The sequence below is a fragment of the Massilia litorea genome, from assembly GCF_015101885.1.
GTDB lineage: Bacteria > Pseudomonadota > Gammaproteobacteria > Burkholderiales > Burkholderiaceae_D > Telluria > Telluria litorea.
Genome location: NZ_CP062941.1, coordinates 281,234 through 299,912, shown reverse-complemented (window position 1 = coordinate 299,912; position 18,679 = coordinate 281,234). Strand labels below are relative to the sequence as shown.

Below are 18,679 nucleotides of genomic sequence, written 5' to 3'. Positions count from 1 at the left end.
AATGGTCGGCAAGGTTGAAGGATCAGGCGGGGACAAGCGTGATGGTGGCGCGATGAGGAGTCGGCATGGCCGGGGCGGGTGGGGCCGGGATCGCTGCCGGGTCGAGCAGGATGCGGCGCCCATGCAAGGCTGGCGGCGCCGCCTCGCGCTGCGCGGGCGAGAGCTCGACGGTGTCGAGCGCCACGCCGGCGCGCCGGATGCTGAAGCGGTAGCTCAGCCTGCCGGCCCAGATGCAGTGCACGTTCGGCGGGCAGCGGCTGTCGTCGACGGCATCGAAATGCAGGGTGGTGTCCGGCGCGACCACCAGCTCCTGGCCGGGTTCGAGGGTAAAAGTGCCGAGCACGGGCGGCGCCGGGGTGGCGCAGCCAAGCAGCGCGGCGCAGAGGACGGGAAGAGCGAACAGGTGGCGCATCGGAGCAATGGTCGTGTCGACAAGTGCAGCATAGCAAAAACGCCACAGTATCGGCGCATTTCGACCCGTCATACAGCGGTCATATTCGCGGACTAGACTGCGCTCGTCACTCAACCAACTGAGCCACACCCTGGGCCAAAGACAAAATGAAAATCAAGCACATGTTCAAAACGATGATCGTAGGTAGCGCTGCTGCGATGGTGATGTCCTCTTCCTTCGCCGCCGACGTGACGGGCGCAGGTGCGACCTTCCCATACCCGATCTACGCAAAGTGGGCGGAAATGTACAAGGCGGCCACCGGCACCGGCATGAACTACCAGTCGGTCGGCTCGGGCGCGGGCATCAAGCAGATCAAGGCAAAAACCGTCGATTTCGGCGCCTCGGACATGCCATTGAAAGCGGCTGAACTGGACGAAGCGGGCCTGATGCAGTTCCCGGCCATCATGGGCGGCGTGGTTGCCGTGGTGAATGTGGAAGGCGTGGCGCCGGGCCAGCTGAAACTGACCGGTCCGGTGCTGGCCGACATCTACCTGGGCAAGATCACCAAGTGGAATGCCCAGGAAATCGCCGCGCTGAACCCGGGCGTCAAGCTGCCTGCCGACGACATCACCGTCGTCCACCGCGCCGACAGCTCGGGCACCTCCTTCCTATTCACCGACTACCTGTCGAAGGTGAACCCGGAATTCCAGTCGAAAATCGGCGCCGGCACGGCCGTGAAATGGGCCACCGGCGTCGGCGGCAAGGGCAACGAAGGCGTCGCCGCCAACGTGCAGCGCATCAAGGGTGCGATCGGCTATGTCGAGTGGGCCTACGCCAAGAAGAACAAGCTGTCGCACACCCAGCTCAAGAACAAGGACGGCCAGTTCCTGCAGCCGGACGACGAGCACTTCAAGGCCGCCGCCGCCAGCGCCGAGTGGACCAAGACCCCGGGCTTCGCCGTGGTCCTGACCGACACTGCCGGCAAGAGCAGCTGGCCGATCACCGGCGTGTCCTACATCCTGATGCACCGTGCACAGGCGGACGCGGCCAAGGGTAAAGAGGTCGTCAAGTTCTTCGACTACGCCTACAAGAACGGCAGCGCCGCCGCAGCCGAGCTGGACTACGTGCCGATGCCGGCATCGGTCGTCAAGCTGGTGCAGGGCGCCTGGAAGGCGCAGCTGAAGGATGCGTCGGGCGCGGCGATTTATTGATGCAAGCGGGCGCAGGCCCGCGTAGCGTTACCGGTAGGTTGGCGGCGGTCTTCACAGGGACCGCCGTTTTTTTTATGGCGCTGTTCGCGTTGAGTGTGGAATCTTCTTGAACGGCTGAGGTCCAAATGAGACTTCACCTGAGAGGAGGTTCGCATGCAAGCACGCAAGTTCGAGCACTTCCTGAAGAACCTGGCCGCGCTGACCCGGCGCCAGCGCGAACGTTTGCTCGGCCTGCTGCTGCCAACGGTCAAGCGCGATCGGACGGTGGACGTCATCGAGCAGGCGAGCGCGCCGCAACTTGCCTGTCCCGGTTGCGGCTTGAATCGCTTCCACAAGCACGGCCGCGCCAACGGGCTGCAGCGCTTTCGTTGCCGCGCTTGCGGCCGCACCTGCAATGCGCTCACCGGCACGCCGCTGGCGCGCCTGCGCCACAAAGGGCGCTGGCTCGATTACCTGGGCGGCATGCTCGACTCGCACAGCATCCGGCGCAGCGCCGCCCAGCTCGGCGTTGCCCGCGCCACCAGCTTTCGCTGGCGCCACCGTTTTCTCGCGCTCACTCAAAACGACCGACCCCAGCGCCTGGCCGGGATCGCCGAGGCCGACGAGATGTATGTGCTCGAATCACACAAAGGGTCCCGCTCGCTCGATCGGCCTCCACGCAAGCGCGGCGGAAAGGCGACAAAACGCGGCATTTCGAACGAGCAGATGTGCATCCTGGTCGCACGCGACCGGACCGGCCAGACGCTCGACTGGGTCCCGGGCAAGGGGCCTGTTACGCGGGCGCAATTGCACGAACATTTGAAAGTGCGCCTGGAGCCGGACGTGTTGCTGGTGACGGACGCCCATTCGGCCTACCGGCATTTCGCACGCGAAGCCGGTATCACCCATGAAGCGGTGAACTTGCAGGCGGGAATCCGGGTGCGCGGCGCGATCCACGTCCAGAATGTGAATGCCTATCACAGCCGCCTGCGCGGCTGGCTGCAGCCGTTTCGCGGGGTTGCCAGCCGTTACCTCGGCAACTATCTCGGCTGGCGCTGGGCGCTCGACGGCGCCCGTGTCAAGACGCCGGAGGCTTTGCTGCGAGCGGCAATCGGCATATTCCACGCTTAACGCGAACAGCGCCTTTTTTATTCGTGCCGGGCGAGCTGGCGCCAGGCCTAACGCGCGCCCCCTGCGTGGACGCTCGATATAATCGAGCAAACACGACAATATTGCCCATGCGTGAAGACGAGGTCGCGGCGGAGGAAGCCTGGTCCGTTTTCCGATTGGTGGAGGAGGCGACAATGAGTGCAAATGCGTTGAAGTTACGCCTGGCCTTGCAAGCTGTTCTTGCGCTTGCCGTGACTGGATGCGGAGGCGACGCCACGGCGCCGCAAGCATCTTCGGGGCCGACAACACTGGCCGTGTCCACGAGCGTCGCAGCGGACCCCGCAGCGGTCACGACTGCCGTCGTGAAACTCCCGCGCTACCAGATTGACCCAGCGAAAATCTTCGTCGCCGGGATTTCGTCGGGCGGTTTCGCGGCAGTGCAGATGCACGTTGCCCACTCGTCGACTTTCAAGGGCGCAGCCATCTACGCGGGCGGCGTGTACTGGTGCGCGGGGCTCGAGGGCGCTGCGGGCGCGTTGGCAAATTGTGGCGGCCAGACGCTCCCGACCAATCAGGCATCGTACAACAGCACGCTTGCGGCCTCAATAGCCTACCTGGATGCGCAGTCGAGCCTCGGCACCATCGACCCCTCTTCCAATCTCAAAGGCCAGCCTGTCTACCTCTGGTCCGGCACGCAGGACACTGTCGTCAACCCGCGCGAGATGGCCGACCTCAATTCCGAATACCAGCATTACGGTGCGAATGTCCGCTTCGATAATGCCTTCCCCGCCGCTCACGGCTGGGAATCTCCAAACGGCGAGCTCCCCTGCGGCACGCTCGGGAGCCCCTACATGGTGAACTGCACCGTCAATGGCGCCGTGTACGATTCGGTGAAAACCTGGCTGACGATGTTCCTCGGTCCTTTGAGCCCACGTAATAACGGAAAGCTGACGGGGACCTTGTCGACATTCGACCAAACCGAGTTCGGGGCGTCGCCGAACGTCTCGATGAGCTCGACCGGGAAGATTTTTGTCCCTAAAACCTGCACGCAAGGGAAAACCTGCGGATTCGTCCTTGCCATGCATGGCTGCCTGCAAGCGGAGTCGCTTATCGGAAACCGCTGGGTCACCGAGGCCGGCATTAACGAGTGGGCCGATACGAACCGACTCGTGGTCCTGTATCCCGACACCATTGCGTCGAGTGCGCCCGGCCCCACGAATCCGAAGGCATGCTTTGACTGGTGGGGCTACGCCAACCAATACGATCCGAACTATGCGCTCACGAGCGGCTTGCAGATGTCCGTGCTCTACGCGATGGTGCAGCGCGTGACCGGCCGGCCCTAGGGTCCTGGATACGCCCGCTGCCGCTATCGCAAGGGGCATAAAAAAACCCGCGATCTTCGCGGGTGTTTTTCATGTGTCCAAAACGATTACTTGGTCTTGGCGGTTTCGGAAACATGCGCGCCGTGGGTATCGGCGTCCGCCTTGACGGCGCCCTTGCCCTCGGCTTTCGCTGCCGCCTTGGCGTCCTTGTCGGCTTTTGCCGCCGCCTTGGCATCGGCCTTGCTGACCTTCTTGACCAGCTTGCCGTTGGTTTGCGTGCTGGCCTTCAGATCCTTGTTATCCACGAACGCTGCTTTCGGCGTGGTGGTGTCCGTGCTCGCTTGCGCGGCTGGGGTTGCCGAGGTTGCAGGCGTCGCTGGCGTCTGTGCGACGGCAACGGTGGCAAACAGGCTCGCGATCAGGGTAGCGGTAATTTTTTTCATGGTGCAGCTCCTCGGTTGGTTGTTTGGTAGTGCATGGTCACATCCTACCGACCATTAACGACGCAGCTGACCAGCTTGTTGACAGACTTAACAATTGCTTACATTAGTGGCTTTGGCTCGAACGCTCGTGCCCGCGGAGCCGACGCAGGACTGCTTCATAACACGCCGCAGCGCGCCGCATGGAACACGATGGGCTTTACGGCCTTCCTGCGTTATAGTCATTACATCGCTCCAGGGAAGAACAGGGCGCCAAGTTCGGCAATGAAACGTGCATCCTTCATGGATAAAGGTTGATTTGATGAAAAACCGTCTGCAGGGCAGCCGCTGCTCTTCCTGGGTCTTCAGCCTGGCGATATTGGCCTGGTCGGCGTCTCCGTTACCAGCGCCGGCACAAGAGGCGAATGCCGCCTGGGCCTCGCTGCAACAGTCTCTCTTCCCCGGGAAGAAACTGGAAGCGGCGCCTTTCATCCGTCTGACTGCGCCGGCGCGCGCGGCCAGCGGCGACCAGGTCCCGTTCGCCTTCAGCATCGATCATCCGATGACGGCACAGCAGTACATCAAGTCGGTCACGGTGCTGGTCGACGAAAACCCGGTGCCCCTGACGGCGGTTTTCCACTTTCTTCCGCAGAGTGGAAAAGCAGAAATCGCGACCAGGATCCGCTTCGAATCCGATTCCCCGGTGCACGTCGTGGCGGAGTCGAGCGATGGCCGTTACTATGTGAATGCGGTGACCGTGAAAGCCTCGGGCGGTTGCGCCGGTCCGGCGCCCAGCGGCGATGCGGCAGCGGTCGCCGCGGCGGGGCAAATGAAGATGGCGCTGGACGGGCCTTTCAAGGGAGGCGAGGTCAACCAGGCAAGGCTGCTGATCAGGCACCCGATGTACACCGGTTTGCAGCGCGACCTGGTCACGCATGGATTCCGGCCCGCCTTTTTCATCAACAAGGTCGACGTCACGTACAACGGCAAGCCGGTGCTGATGGCCGACACCAATATCGGCATCAGCGAGAATCCTTCGATCCAGTTTGGCTTCTTCGCCGACAAGCCCGGCACCTTGCAAGTCGTCCTGCAGGACAATCGGGGCGCCACCTTCCGCCAGTCGCTGGACGTCGGAGGCTAGGTGCGGCGCCTGGTCCGCGCGCTGGTCGTGCTGGCAGCCGCGCACACTGCGTATGCCGACGCTGCGCCGCTGCGTCTCGAGCAGGTTGCGCCGGGCGTGTACGTGCACATCGGGCAGCACAAGGACGTCGACGACGGTTACGACGGCGATATCGCCAACATCGGCTTCGTGGTCGGCCTGGACGCGGTCGCGGTCATCGATACCGGCGGCTCGTATGCGGTCGGCATGGCCCTGAAGGAAGCGCTGCGCGCGATTACCCGGCTGCCCATTCGCTACGTGATCAACACGCATGTGCACCCTGACCACGTATTCGGCAACGCCGCTTTCATCGACGACAAGCCTGGTGCGCAACCCCGATTCATCGGCCATGCCATGCTGCCCCAGGCGATGGCCCTGCGCGGCGATATGTACGTGCGCAACCTGAAAAAACAGCTGGGCGGCGCGGCCGACAACAGCACCCTCGTCGCCCCGGACGAGACGGTGCAGGACCGCCTGAGCCTCGACCTGGGCCGGCGCAAGCTCGAACTCCGGGCCTGGCCGGGTGCGCATACCAACAACGACCTGACCGTGTTCGATGCCGCGAGCGGCACCCTGTGGACGGGCGATCTGCTGTTCATCGAGCGCACGCCCGCCGTCGATGGCGACATCAAGGGCTGGCTCTCTGCGATGGATGCACTGGAAAGGCTGCCGGCCGTCGCGACCATTCCGGGACACGGCCCCGTCACACGCGACAAGTACCAGGCCCTGGACAGGCAGCGCGCCTACCTGACGACTTTGCTGCGCGACGTACGTACCAGTATCAAAAACGGCACCGGCATGACCGAGACGATGGGGACGGCGGCGGCCTCCGAGCGCGGACGCTGGCAGCTTTTTGACGTCGTCAACCGGCGTAATGTCAACCTGATCTATCCTGTTCTGGAATGGGAGTGAGGCGATGCGCAGACGCCAGCTTCTCGAATGGGCATTGGCAGGGTCGGCATGGACAGCCATGGCGCAGGCATCCGGCAAGCGCAGGAGCGCTTCACCAGGCCGTGTCGTGGTGGTCGGCGCCGGCTATGGCGGCGCGACTGCGGCCAAGTACGTCAGGCTATTGAGCGGCGGACGCATCGAGGTCATCCTCGTGGACCAGAACGCGCAGTTCGTCTCTTGCCCGGTCAGCAACCGCGTGCTGGCCGGCCAACGAACGCTGGAGCAACTCACCTTCGCCTACGATGCGCTGCAGCAGCACCATGGCGTCAAATTCATGCGCGGCGGCGTCACGGCGATCGACCCGGACAAGTCGCGCATCGTCATGGCAGATAAAAAACTGTCGTATGACCGGCTGATCCTCGCCCCCGGGATCGATTTCATCTACGACGCCTTTCCCGCGCTCGCCGGCGCCCAGGAGCAGATTCCCCATGCCTGGAAAGCGGGACCGCAGACGCGCAATCTGCAGCGCCAGCTGATCGCCATGCCGAACGGCGGCGTCTTCACGATCGTGGTGCCGCCACAGCCTTATCGTTGTCCGCCCGCGCCCTATGAGCGCGCCTGCCAGGTCGCCTTTTACCTCAAGACGCACAAACCCCGGTCCAAGGTCGTGGTGCTCGACGCCAATCCCGTCATCACCTCGAAACGGGCCCTGTTCGAGCGGGCATGGCGTGACCTGTATCCCGGCCTGATCGACTACCTGCCGGGCAGCGAGCTGCAGGGAGTGGATGTGGCGACGAAGACCGTCAGGACCGCGTTCGATACGGTCAAGTCCACCGTACTGAACATCATTCCACCCCAGCGCGCGGGCAAGCTTGCCCAGGAGGCCGGCCTGGCGAACAGCGAGGGGCGCTGGTGCGAGGTCGACTTTCTCAGTTATGCCTCGACGGTACTGCCCCGGGTCCACGTCATTGGCGATGCGATCGAATCGGGCTTGCCCAAGTCGGCCCATATGGCCAACGCCCAGGCGAAGATCTGTGCGCGTGCCGTTGTCGACCTGATGCTGGGCCAGGCGCCAGACGCGGCACCGGCCTTTGCCAATACCTGCTACAGCTATATCGACGACCGGCAGGCAATGCACATCTCGACCCTGTACCGGTACGACGCGGCGAAGAAGAGCATGCAGGCGGAAGGGGCCGGCGTGCTGTCCGAGCATGCATCTGCGCAGGAAGGTGTCGATGCCGATGCCTGGGCGCGGCAGATCTGGGCGGATGTGCTGAGTTAGGGCGCAGTTGATCGAACGCCGTAACGCGTGGGCAATGCCCACCCTACGGTGCACCACCGTCCGCAGCAAGTTCAATCAACTGTGGCGTAACGTAGGGTGGGCATTGCCCACGCGTTCACCGTTTGAAACCATGCGGCCCGTTACATTGACCAACAAATTTGCCAAAAAAAAAAGCGGCCCGCGCGGGGCCGCCGTGTCCTTCAACGCCTGGCTGCTTACACAAACGCCGCCAGCGCACCTTTCATCTTCTTCAAAGCCGCCGACTCGATCTGGCGAATCCGCTCGGCCGACACGCCGAACTCTTCGGCCAGCGTGTGCAGGGTCGCACCCGAGCCGTCGTCGTTCGCCAGCCAGCGCGCTTCGACGATGCGGCGCGAACGCGGGTCGAGCTTGCCCAGCGCCGTTTCCAGGCCTTCGGACTGCAGGCGCGTGACCTGCTCGGCTTCCAGCACCTTGGTCGGTTCCTGCTGGTCCGAGGACAGGTAGGCGATCGGCGAGAACTTGTCGTCTTCGTCGTCGGTCGGCGCTTCCAGGGCGATGTCGCGGCCCGAGAGGCGGGTTTCCATCTCGATCACTTCCTCACGCTTGACGTCGAGCATCTTCGCCAGGTCGTCGACCTGGGTCGGGGTCATCGCGTCCAGGCCCACCTTGTTGCTGCGCAGGTTGAAGAACAGCTTGCGCTGGGCCTTGGTCGTGGCGACCTTCACTAGGCGCCAGTTCTTCAGGATGTATTCGTGCATCTCGGCCTTGATCCAGTGCATCGCGTACGACACCAGGCGCACGCCCTGGTTCGGGTCGAAACGCTTCACGGCCTTCATCAGGCCGATATTGCCTTCCTGGATCAGGTCCGCGTGCGGCAGGCCATAGCCCAGGTAGCCGCGCGCGATCGACACCACCAGGCGCAGGTGCGACAGCACCAGCTTTTGCGCGGCGTCGAGATCATTCGCATCCCGCAGCCGCTTTGCCAGCGAAACCTCTTCCTCGTGGGTCAGCATCGGCAGGCGGTTGACGGCGGAAATATACGCGTCGATATTGCCGAGATTGCCGGTGAAACCGAGGTTCAAGGCACGACTGCTGGTCGGAACCAGTGCGGATTGTGCGGACATCATCATTTTCCTCGTAGAGTAATCTTTGCTGCATCGATCAGGTTCCCGGGACATCCCGGAAACTGATGGCACGCTTATCTTCAAGCCTGTGCCGGATGCGTTTCAGATCTTGTTTACCTTCACTTGAGAACATATATTAGCACTCCCCATGGGAGAGTGCCAGCAACGCCCCCGGATCGGAAGAGCGTTTAAGTTTCATCAAAGTATTTCTTTGCGGAATCGAAAATAGAGCAATTTACTGTAGAACAGAGGCTTGCATTATTGTTGAGATAGCTCAAACGTATCGGACATGCGGCAGCGGTCAGGACTCAGGTTACGGGTCCGGGACACGTGGTTTCTGTTAGTTGGCGCACCGAGGAAGAAGTTCAGCGCTCAGAAGGGAAGATGTCTGGCGCGCTGGCGGCGTCAATACCTACAAATGGGGGCGTGAAAATTTGCAGGGCGGCACAACATGGGCAGGCGATATGGCCCGGGCAGAATCGCCCGGCCATACTGCCTTCGTCTCCCTGCGCGGCCTCAGCGCATGCGCGCCAGGTGGCGCTGCACCGACAGCAGGGCCCCGACCAGGCCGAGTCCGGCACTGATGGCCAGCAAGCCCGCCACTTCCAACGCGCCGAGCGGCGCCAGCTGGAATTCCGACGCATACAGCCGCGCGAACTCGGCGATGGCATTGTTGAGCGGATGCAGGCCCAGCGCGACCGCGACCAGCGCCACGGCGCCGGCGCACAGCCCGAGCAGGGCGCCCGTGTAATAGAAAGGACGATGGATGAAATTGTCGGTCGCGCCCAGCAGCTTCGAGACGGCAATTTCCTCACGCTGGGTCAGGACCTGCAGGCGGATTGTGTTGAACACGACCGCAATCACCACCACGCCCAGCGTGACCGCCAGCAACAGTAGCGCCAGGCGCAGGATGCCGAGCAGGGCGGCCAGGCGTTTCACCCAGGCCGAATCGACTTGCACGGTATCGACCTGCGGCAGCGCGCCCATCTGCTCGACGATGCCGTCGATGCGCGCGGCCTCGACGGTGCTATTGAAACCTTCCAGTTTCATCACATAGCTGTCGGGCAGCGGATTCTCGCCCAGGGTGTCGAGGGCGGCGGACAGGCCGCTGCGGTCTTTTAAATCGTCGAGCGCCTGTTCGCGCGGCACGAACACGATCCTGGCCTTGCTGCCCTGCAGGATCTGGCGCAGCCGGGGTGCGAGCGCCTGCGCCTCTTCGCGCGTCGCGCCCGGTTTCACGAACAGGCTTACTTCCGGATCGACCGATAACTGCTCCGACATCGGACGCACGTTGTCGAGCAGGGTGATGCCGGCGAAGGGCAGCGCCAGCGCCACCGCGACGACGAGCACATTGAACAGGAAGCTGCCGGGCGCCTTGCGCAGGGTGGACAGCGCCGCGCCGAGCGCGAACTGGTGCTGGCGGATCCAGGGGCTCATGCCGCACCTCCAACACGGTCAGTCGGGACGAGTTGGCCATGTTCCAGGCGAATCACGCGCGCCGCGCCGTCGAGCACCTGCTCGTCGTGGGTCGAAATCAGGCAGGTCACGCCGACGGAATGAAAAGCGCGCAGGGCGTCGAGCACCTTGTCGGCGGCCACCCGGTCGAGGTTGGCCGTCGGCTCGTCGGCCAGGATGATCTGCGGCCGGTTGACGATCGCACGGGCAATCGCCACGCGCTGCTGTTCGCCGCCGGACAGTTCCAGCGGATGGGCTTTCGCACGGTCGAGCAGGCCGACCTTGTCGAGCGCGGCCCGGGCCCGTTGCTCGGCCCCGGCCTTGGGGGCGCCGGTAACCAGCAGCGGCAGCATCGTATTGGCGAGGATGTTGCGGTCGTTCAGCAGGCGCTGGTGCTGGAAGATCAGGCCGAGTTTACGGCGCAGGAAGGGGATGCCGGGTTTGCCCAGCTTGCCGATGTCCTGGCCGAACACGATCACGCGGCCGCTGCTCGGACGCTCGATGGCGGCGATCATCTTCATCAGGGTCGACTTGCCGGCGCCGGACGGGCCGGCCAGGTAGACCAGTTCGCCCTTGTCGATGTTCAGGGATACCTCGCGCAGGGCGGTGGCATCGGCGGAATATTGCTTCGAAACGGAGTGGAATTCGATCATCTGCATTTATCCGAGCAGCGCTTCGACGAACTCTTCTGCATTGAAAGGCTGCAGGTCGTCCAGCTTCTCGCCGACGCCGATGAAGTACACCGGCACCGGACGCGTGCGCGCGATCGCGGCCAGCACGCCGCCCTTGGCCGTGCCGTCGAGCTTGGTGATCACGAGGCCGGTCAGCTGCAGCGCGTCATCAAAAGCCTTCACCTGCGCCAGCGCGTTCTGGCCGGTATTGCCGTCGATGACGAGCACGGTTTCGTGGGGGGCGCCATCCATGCCCTTGCCGATCACGCGCTTGATCTTTTTCAGTTCTTCCATCAGGTGCAGCTGGGTCGGCAGGCGGCCGGCTGTATCGACCATCACGACGTCAACGCCGCGTGCCTTGCCAGACTGCACCGCGTCGAAGGCGACCGCGGCCGGATCGCCCGAGGCTTGCGAGATCACGGTGACGTTGTTGCGCTGGCCCCAGACCATCAACTGCTCGCGCGCAGCGGCGCGGAAGGTGTCGCCGGCGGCCAGCAGCACGGACTGATCCGAGCGCTGCATGTGCTTGGCGAGTTTGCCGATGGTGGTGGTTTTACCCGCACCATTGACGCCGGAAATCATCATCACGAGCGGCTCATGGCGGCCCAGTTCCAGCGGCTTTTGCAGGGGCGCGAGCATCTCGATCATCAGCGTTTTCAGCGCGGCCTTCACGGCGGCGGCGTCGAGCAGCTTGTCCTCCTTCACCTTGCGGCGCAGGCTATCGAGAAGAAACTGGGTCGCGTCCATGCCGGCATCCGACATCAGCAGCGCGGACTCGAGTTCCTCGTACAGGTCTTCGTCGATGCGCGCGCCGACGAACAGCAGCGACAAATTGCTCGAGGTCTTGGACAGGCCCGCCTTCAGGCGCGTCATCCAGGACCGTTTCTTTTCCGCTTCGCTGGTCGGGCGTTCGGCCGTTTCTTCGATGAAGAGGTCGGCTTCAGGGACGGCTTGCGTTACCGGGGCAGGTGCCAGGGCAGGTGTAGCAGGCGCCGGGGCGGGCGCAGGGGCGGGCACAACCGGCGCCGGCACAACCTCGACCGGCGCCGGTGTGTCGGCGGCTTTTTTTCTTTTAAAGAAACTAAACATGGATTGAATGGTGGAGGGTAGTGCATGCACATGCCGGACAAAACCGCCGGCACGACGAAAAGGGTCGCGCGTATTTTACCAGAGGGAGGTACTGACGAATCGGCAACGAATTGCCATCGAATTGGACAATGCAGAACGCTGCCGATATGCGCAAACGCGACAGTTCTGAAATGCGGCCCCAGGCCTGCCGACGACCTGGAGCGATCGAATCGTGCGCCCGGGTGTGTCCGTGCGCGCTGGTCTACAGTATGGGTTCGACCAGCACCGAACAGGAGGAAAAGCCCATGAAACGGTCCACGCTGCGCAACTCGCTCGCCTGGCTGTTCATTGCCCTCGTCGCGCTGTTCCTGACGCATCCGACAGCGGAGCAGCAAAGCGTGTTCGACGGCCCCTTGCCGCTGCCGGCCGATCTCGAGCCCCTGCTGCCGGGCTAGCGAACGGCCGCCAGTCGACTTATTGCCGGTTGCGGACCCACCAGTTGCCCTTCTTTTCCGGGGCCACCGGGCTCAGGCGCCAGGCGCCGTAGGGGTTATTGAACAGCGAGCCTTCGCCGTAATCGACCGCCGCCACCTTTTCGACCCGGTACACGGGTTTGCCCTCGCTGACCGAAAAGGTGTGGCCATCGGCCAGTTGTGGAGAACGTTCGAGCAGGTAGCGGGTGAAGAAGCGCAGCATGTCGGCCGCCTGCGTCTTGTCGCCCCCGCTGGTGATCGCTTCCGGCAAGCCGAAGTTGTGCATACCGCAGGAATAGACCTCGGCGCCGGCCACGTAGACCACCAGCGCCCGGTGCGCCGTCAGCTGGTCGAGCTGTTCGCACATGTCGATCCAGTAGGCCGGGGCGTGGGCGATCCCGGTGCTGTCGACCTTCACGCCAAGGCCGCCGCTATCGATCAGGGCGGCGCCGGCGCGCATCATCGCCTCGGCCGCTTCGCGCGAACCGCTGGGTCCTGCCAGGTAGGCGACCGACGCGTGGTCGTCGATGTCGGCCATCGCCTCGGTGGAGGCCCAGTGCGGACCGGCCCTGGCGAAGTCCGCCGCCAGGTTCGGATCGGCCCCTTGCAGCACGAGTTCGCAGGCGAAGCCGGTCTCGGCGTCGCGCAGCACGGTGCCCGTCAGGGAATAACCGATGGCGCTGACGGCGATCTCGTCGGCCAGGATGCTGCTGTTGTCCCATGGACCGGGAATGCACAAGACCAGTTCTGGGGTGGTGCTCACGGTGTTTCGTCTCCTTATCGTTTTGCCTGGCGCGCAGGCCCGTTGTGCATGCTGCCGTCGAGCAGCATAGCGCGTTCGGCGCAATGCTGCGTTTGGCAATCGAACCAGGGTCGAGGACCGTGCTGGAGCGTTCGTGCGAGGTGATAAAAGGTGAGAATTGGACCATCTTAATTCGGTAAACTATTCGCGAAACGGGATCTGCTCGCGTGGCGGCGTGATTCGCGTTTTAACCAAAAAAGGACGGCCCCTGATGCACCTTAGAATAATTACGGGCTTTGCCGCGCTTCTCGCGCTGGCCGCGTGCGGCGGAGGCAGTTCGCAGCCCGAACCGGCACCAGTCAATACGCAGGGACTCTGGTATCAAATCAATCCATACGCATTTTCCGAATTCCTGCTGCCTTATGTCCTGGTCCAGAATGGGGCCGACATCGTCGTCAAGCATTGCGACCGCTCCACCTCGGGCTGGAAGCTGCAGGGGAGCACACTGCTCGAAACGAATGGGGCACCTGCGAATTGGCACATCGCGGGCGACAACGCGATCATCGGTAAGCTTGGCGCGAGCGGCGGCGTCGAGTGGCGGCGGTTTTCAAATTCCCCCGTCTTCGACTCGGGGCGGGTGTCATTCCAGGGAGCATCCCTGACGCCCTTGCAGGCGAGCCAGGATGTCTGCGCTGCCAGGGCGAGCGCGACGTACAAGGACGTGAACGGGACCGATATCAGTTCGGCCGGCATCATGATAACCGCCCCCTACCAGGGCAGCCATGTGCGGATCGACCTCAACTTCGCACCCCCGCGCAAGAGTGGCGTCAGCCTTCCCGCAGCTTATGTGCCCTTGAGCGATTACCTGCGCACGGGTGAGTTCGTGGTCGGCGACAGCACGTACTTCGTTCAACATCTGGACAGCGCCGCCCACGTGCAAGTGCGCTCGGCCGCATTCACGGCGTCGAAAGGCCGCGACAGCCTGACGATCACAGGGGGCAAGATCACGGTCGGTGTTCTCGCCAATGGCGCATACACCTTCAACGGCAGCCTGACCACCGACAGCGACGGGCCGCTGGCATTCAGCGCCGAGCTGACGCTGGAACGGCGCTTGTAGCACCTGCCGTCGCCGTTTGCGGTGCAAGCGGGCCTTAGCCCGCCTGTGCCGCCTGCGCCGCCTTGCGCATCGCCTCCAGCGTGAGGTTTGGCGTAATCAGGTTGCCGTCGTAACGTAATTCGATCAGGGCCGGCAGGTTCTTGCCGTTCGCGTGTTCCAGTGCGCGCGCCAGGGCCGGCGCGAAGTCGGCCGTCTTCTCGACGATTTCCCCATGCCCGCCGTAGGCCCGCGCCAGCGCCGCGAAGTCCGGGTTGTGCAGGGTCGTACCCGAGACGCGGCCCGGATAGGTTTTTTCCTGGTGCATGCGGATGGTGCCGAACATGCTGTTGTTGAAGACGATGATGATCACGCCGGCCCCGTACTGCACGGCGGTCGCCAGTTCCTGGCCCGTCATCATGAATTCGCCGTCTCCCGCAAAGGTGACGACGGTGCGCTGCGGGTCGACGATTTTTGCCGCGACACCCGAGGGCACCGCATAGCCCATCGCGCCGTTGGTCGGCGCCAGCTGCGTGCGCATGCCGCCATAGCGCCAGAAGCGGTGCGCCCAGGAGGCGTAGTTGCCGGCGCCGTTGGTGATGATGGTGTCGCGTGGGAGCGTCGCCATCAGGTCCTGCACCACTTGCCACAGGTCCAGCGGCGCTTCGCCGTTCCTGAAGATTGGCGGCTGCTCCTGGTAAGCGGCGAGATCGGCCTTCGCCTCGGCGACGGTATGGCGCCAGGCGCTGGCATCGACCGGTTCCATCGCGGCCAGCATGGCGGTGACTTGCGGCGCGCCGCTGGCGATCATCAATTCGGCCTGATAGACGCTGCCCAGTTCCTCGGGGTCGGCGTGGATGTGGACCAGGCGCTGGGCCGGCACCGGCGAGGCGAGCAGGGTGTAGCCGCCGGTCGTCATCTCGCCCAGGCGCGGGCCGATCGCAATGACGAGATCCGCGTCCTTGACGCGCGCGGCCAGTTTCGGGTTGATGCCGATGCCGACGTCGCCGATGTAATTCGGGTGGGCGTTATCGAGCAGGTCCTGGAAGCGGAAGGTGCAGGCGACGGGAAGTGCGTTCGCTTCGGCGAAGCGTTGCAGGTCGGCGCAGGCCTGCGCATTCCAGGTGCCGCCGCCGAGCAGCACGATCGGGCGCTGCGCTTCGGCCAGCATCGAACGCAGGGTATCGATTTGCGCAGCGCTTGGCGCCGCCTGCACCGGCTGGTAGCGGCGGGTGTCGGCCACTTCTGCCGTATCGATCAGCATGTCCTCGGGCAGGGCCAGCACCACCGGGCCCGGACGGCCGCTGGTCGCAATCTGGAACGCGCGCGCGATGTATTCGGGGATGCGGTCGGCGCGGTCGATCTGCGCCACCCATTTCGCCATCTCGCCGTACATGCGGCGGTAGTCGATTTCCTGGAAGGCTTCGCGGTCGACGAAATCGTTGCCGACCTGGCCGATGAACAGGATCATGGGCGTGGAATCCTGGTAGGCCGTGTGCACGCCGATCGAGGCGTTCGTCGCGCCGGGGCCGCGGGTGACGAAACAGATGCCGGGCTTGCCGGTCAGCTTGCCGTAGGCCTCGGCCATGAAGGCCGCGCCCCCTTCCTGGCGGTTGATGACGAAGCGGATCTCGGAGTCATGCAGGGCGTCGAGCACGTCGAGATAGCTTTCGCCGGGCACGCCGAAGGCGGTGTCGACGCCGTGAACGTGCAGTGCATCGACCAGGATCTGGCCGCCGGTGCGGGAAGGGTGCGTCATGTGTCGGTCATCCTTGAAAGGTAGGCATCGTGGCATTCTATGCAATCGCCTGGCGGCGGGCTTTTCAAATGGCGACACCGATTTTCAAAAATGGCGGCGCTTACCCCCATCGGTTACAATGCACCCCGTGAAGCAGGCCAGACAGCCGCTGGCTGGCACTCTCAAGGTGCCGGCGGGAGGAAGGTCCGGACTCCACAGAGCGGGGTGACGGTTAACGGCCGTCCGCCGAAAGCCGCTGGCGCAAGCCAGGGGTATAAGGCGAGGAATAGGGCCACAGAGACGAGCGTATTCAGTTACGGTGAAACGCGGTAACCTCCACTCGGAGCAATTCCAAATAGGCACGCGTTGATGTTGCTCGCGGAGCGTGCGGGTAGGAAGCTTGAGCGCCGGAGTAATTCGGCGCCTAGAGGAATGGCTGTCATAGGGGCGTCCCGCAAGGGAGACCACTACACAGAATCCGGCCTATCGGCCTGCTTTACACTTAATTCACAGCGCAGGGGGACTCGTGCCTCAACATCTGCCTCAGTACGTGCCGCAGTACGTCCTGGCCCTGGACCAGGGAACGACCAGTTCCCGCGCCATCCTGTTCGATCGCCAGGGACAGGTCTTCGCCTGCGCCCAGCAGGAGTTTCCCCAGCATTTCCCGCAGCCCGGCTGGGTCGAGCACGACGCGCTCGACATCTGGAACAGCCAGCTCGCCTGCGCGCGCAAGGTGATGTCCGACAGCCGCGTGCCGGCTTCCCAGATCGCCGCCATCGGCATCGCCAATCAACGCGAGACCACCGTCGTCTGGGACCGCGCCAGCGGCGAGCCGATCGCGCCCGCCATCGTCTGGCAGGACCGGAGAACGGCCGGTGCCTGCGACCGCCTGCGCGAGGCGGGCTACGCGCGCCAGATCAGCCGCAGCACCGGACTCGAACTGGACGCCTATTTTTCCGCCACCAAACTGCAATGGCTGCTCGAGAACGTGCCCGGCGCGCGCGAACGGGCCCTGGCCGGCGAACTCTGTTTCGGCACGATCGACAGCTGGCTCGCCTATCAATTATGCGGGCGCCATGTCACCGACGTCAGCAACGCTTCGCGCACGATGCTCTACAACATCCATACGATGCGTTGGGATCCGTTTCTGCTCGACCTGTTCGGCGTGCCGGAATCGATGTTGCCGGAAGTGGTGCGCAGCTCGGGCCAGGTCGGCCTCGCGCGCGAGGAATGGTTCGGCAGGCCGATCCCCCTGTCGGGCATCGCCGGCGACCAGCAGGCCGCCACCTTCGGCCAGGCCTGCTACGACAAGGGCATGGTGAAAAATACCTATGGCACCGGTTGTTTCATGCTGATGCACTCGGGCTATGTGCCGCCGGTCTCGCGCAACCGCCTGCTGGCGACCATCGGCTGGAAGATCGACGGCCGCACCGACTACATGTTGGAGGGCAGCGTCTTCATGGGCGGCGCCACCGTCCAGTGGCTGCGCGATGGCCTCGGCATCATCAAGGATTCGAACGAGGTCGAAGCGCTGGCGACCTCGGTGCCGGATTCCGGCGGCGTGATGCTGGTGCCGGCCTTTGTCGGCCTCGGCGCGCCGCACTGGGACCCGTACGCGCGCGGCACCATCGTCGGCATGACGCGCGGCACGACAAAGGCGCACATTGCACGCGCGGCGATCGAGGCAATCGCCTACCAGAGCGCGGAATTGCTGGCGGCGATGCAGAAGGATGCCGCCTGCCCGGTAATGGAAGTACGCGCCGACGGCGGCGCCGCCCGCAACGATTTACTCATGCAATTCCAGGCCGACCTGCTCGGCGTGCCGGTGGTGCGCCCGGCGGTGACGGAAACCACGGCGCTGGGCGCGGCCTACCTGGCTGGCCTGGCCGAGGGCTTCTGGAGCTCGCGCGAGGAAATCCAGGCCCTGTGGCGCGCCGAGCGCCGCTTCGAGCCGGACATGCCGGCCGAGCGTCGTGCCGAACTGCGGACGCGCTGGGCGCGTGCGGTCGAGCATGCCAAGGGCTGGGTCGAGCATTGACGGCGTTCGCGATCCCGGCGCCTGCCGCCTGGGTGTATGCGGCCTTGTTCGCCATCGCGCTGCTGGCCTGCGGCGCGCCCTTGCTGGTGCTGCACCGCGACGGGCCGGCGCGTACCCTGCGCAACGTGGGACTGGCGGCGATCCTGATCGTGCCGTTGATGTCGGCCCTCGGTTTTACCATGTCGGACAACGAGTTGCGTCTTGAAAACGGCAAGCTCGTGCTGCACGCGGCCCACTTCTACCAGCACGAGCGTCCGCTGGGCGAGTTCGACCTGGCGCGGGCGCGGGCCGGTAGTCTCGACGCCATCCCGGAGGCCCGGCTCGGCGTGCGCAGCAATGGCATCAGCCTGCCGGGTTATGCGGCGGGGCGTTTTACGGGGCAGGGCGGACAGGTGTTTGCGTTGCTGACCGACCGCGGCCGGGTGGTCTACCTGCCGGCCAGAACTGGACCTTCGTTATTGATCAGCGTGCAGCAGCCGGAGCGCTTCCTGGCTGCGCTGCGCGCAACGCCGGCCAGGTGAGGACGCGCGG

General features: G+C 64.2%; 18 protein-coding genes and 1 other RNA gene. 11 read left to right on the top strand and 8 right to left on the bottom strand.

All coding sequences use genetic code 11. From position 1 onward, the window contains the following. Nucleotides 1-22: 22 nt before the first annotated feature. Entirely contained in the window at nt 23-412 is a 390-nt protein-coding gene (locus tag LPB04_RS01240) for a hypothetical protein (protein ID WP_193687010.1), read from the bottom strand. Nucleotides 413-558: 146 nt separating this feature from the next. On the opposite strand from LPB04_RS01240, the gene pstS reads away from it, so the two are divergent. From pstS to LPB04_RS01225, 3 genes are all read left to right on the top strand, one after another. Beyond that, the gene (gene pstS, locus LPB04_RS01235; protein ID WP_193687009.1) at nt 559-1,602 is read left to right on the top strand and encodes a phosphate ABC transporter substrate-binding protein PstS; all 1,044 of its coding nucleotides are present in this window, start codon (nt 559-561) and stop codon (nt 1,600-1,602) included. Between the two features lie 153 nt (nt 1,603-1,755). Next, on the top strand, nt 1,756-2,712 hold the full coding sequence (locus tag LPB04_RS01230; protein ID WP_193687008.1) for an IS1595 family transposase: 957 nt from the start codon (nt 1,756-1,758) through the stop codon (nt 2,710-2,712). A 107-nt stretch (nt 2,713-2,819) separates the two neighbouring features. Next, nucleotides 2,820-4,034, top strand: coding sequence for an extracellular catalytic domain type 2 short-chain-length polyhydroxyalkanoate depolymerase (locus LPB04_RS01225; protein ID WP_227496575.1), 1,215 nt, complete (start codon nt 2,820-2,822; stop codon nt 4,032-4,034). Between the two features lie 86 nt (nt 4,035-4,120). Here LPB04_RS01225 and LPB04_RS01220 read toward each other — a convergent pair whose 3' ends face one another. Next, complete coding sequence (locus LPB04_RS01220; protein WP_193687007.1) at nt 4,121-4,456, bottom strand: hypothetical protein; 336 nt, start codon at nt 4,454-4,456, stop codon at nt 4,121-4,123. A 298-nt stretch (nt 4,457-4,754) separates the two neighbouring features. Here LPB04_RS01220 and LPB04_RS01215 point away from each other — a divergent pair, with 298 nt between their 5' ends. Genes LPB04_RS01215 through LPB04_RS01205 form a run of 3 tightly spaced genes read left to right on the top strand, consistent with a single transcriptional unit; the run spans nt 4,755 to nt 7,764 of the window. Next, nucleotides 4,755-5,573: a quinoprotein dehydrogenase-associated SoxYZ-like carrier gene (locus tag LPB04_RS01215; protein WP_193687006.1), complete on the top strand. Its 819-nt coding sequence runs from the start codon at nt 4,755-4,757 to the stop codon at nt 5,571-5,573. Next, on the top strand, nt 5,574-6,503 hold the full coding sequence (locus LPB04_RS01210; RefSeq protein WP_193687005.1) for a quinoprotein relay system zinc metallohydrolase 2: 930 nt from the start codon (nt 5,574-5,576) through the stop codon (nt 6,501-6,503). It abuts the gene before it with no gap. Nucleotides 6,504-6,507: 4 nt separating this feature from the next. Continuing rightward, nucleotides 6,508-7,764 (top strand): NAD(P)/FAD-dependent oxidoreductase, encoded by a 1,257-nt coding sequence (locus LPB04_RS01205; protein ID WP_193687004.1) that lies wholly within the window; start codon nt 6,508-6,510, stop codon nt 7,762-7,764. Between the two features lie 215 nt (nt 7,765-7,979). Here LPB04_RS01205 and rpoH read toward each other — a convergent pair whose 3' ends face one another. From rpoH to ftsY, 4 genes are all read right to left on the bottom strand, one after another. Next, nucleotides 7,980-8,873 carry an RNA polymerase sigma factor RpoH gene (gene rpoH / locus LPB04_RS01200; protein ID WP_193688815.1) on the bottom strand — a complete coding sequence of 298 codons (894 nt, stop codon included), beginning with the start codon at nt 8,871-8,873 and terminating at the stop codon, nt 7,980-7,982. Between the two features lie 513 nt (nt 8,874-9,386). Then, the gene (gene ftsX, locus LPB04_RS01195) at nt 9,387-10,307 is read right to left on the bottom strand and encodes a permease-like cell division protein FtsX (RefSeq protein WP_193687003.1); all 921 of its coding nucleotides are present in this window, start codon (nt 10,305-10,307) and stop codon (nt 9,387-9,389) included. Then, the gene (locus LPB04_RS01190) at nt 10,304-10,978 is read right to left on the bottom strand and encodes a cell division ATP-binding protein FtsE (protein ID WP_193687002.1); all 675 of its coding nucleotides are present in this window, start codon (nt 10,976-10,978) and stop codon (nt 10,304-10,306) included. The genes ftsX and LPB04_RS01190 overlap by 4 nt, the downstream gene beginning before the upstream one ends. A 6-nt stretch (nt 10,979-10,984) precedes the next feature. Then, entirely contained in the window at nt 10,985-12,085 is a 1,101-nt protein-coding gene (gene ftsY, locus LPB04_RS01185; RefSeq protein WP_193687001.1) for a signal recognition particle-docking protein FtsY, read from the bottom strand. Nucleotides 12,086-12,369: 284 nt separating this feature from the next. On the opposite strand from ftsY, the gene LPB04_RS01180 reads away from it, so the two are divergent. After that, a complete protein-coding gene (locus tag LPB04_RS01180; RefSeq protein ID WP_193687000.1) occupies nt 12,370-12,519 on the top strand; it encodes a hypothetical protein in 150 nt (49 codons plus the stop codon). Nucleotides 12,520-12,538: 19 nt separating this feature from the next. Here the strand turns inward: LPB04_RS01180 and LPB04_RS01175 are convergent, their stop codons facing one another. After that, nucleotides 12,539-13,300, bottom strand: coding sequence for a DUF4261 domain-containing protein (locus tag LPB04_RS01175; RefSeq protein WP_193686999.1), 762 nt, complete (start codon nt 13,298-13,300; stop codon nt 12,539-12,541). 157 nt (nt 13,301-13,457) lie between these two features. On the opposite strand from LPB04_RS01175, the gene LPB04_RS01170 reads away from it, so the two are divergent. Next, nucleotides 13,458-14,396, top strand: coding sequence for a hypothetical protein (locus LPB04_RS01170; RefSeq protein ID WP_193686998.1), 939 nt, complete (start codon nt 13,458-13,460; stop codon nt 14,394-14,396). A 34-nt stretch (nt 14,397-14,430) separates the two neighbouring features. Here the strand turns inward: LPB04_RS01170 and LPB04_RS01165 are convergent, their stop codons facing one another. Continuing rightward, complete coding sequence (locus LPB04_RS01165; protein ID WP_193686997.1) at nt 14,431-16,131, bottom strand: thiamine pyrophosphate-binding protein; 1,701 nt, start codon at nt 16,129-16,131, stop codon at nt 14,431-14,433. Nucleotides 16,132-16,260: 129 nt separating this feature from the next. Here LPB04_RS01165 and rnpB point away from each other — a divergent pair. The 3 genes from rnpB to LPB04_RS01150 all read left to right on the top strand — a co-directional run bounded on the left by rnpB (nt 16,261) and on the right by LPB04_RS01150 (nt 18,669). Further along, nucleotides 16,261-16,612: RNase P RNA component class A (gene rnpB, locus LPB04_RS01160), an RNA gene on the top strand. A 48-nt stretch (nt 16,613-16,660) separates the two neighbouring features. Continuing rightward, nucleotides 16,661-18,148 carry a glycerol kinase GlpK gene (gene glpK, locus LPB04_RS01155; protein WP_193688814.1) on the top strand — a complete coding sequence of 496 codons (1,488 nt, stop codon included), beginning with the start codon at nt 16,661-16,663 and terminating at the stop codon, nt 18,146-18,148. Next, a complete protein-coding gene (locus LPB04_RS01150; RefSeq protein WP_193686996.1) occupies nt 18,145-18,669 on the top strand; it encodes a PH domain-containing protein in 525 nt (174 codons plus the stop codon). Before glpK ends, LPB04_RS01150 begins: the two co-directional genes overlap by 4 nt. Nucleotides 18,670-18,679 lie beyond the last annotated feature (10 nt).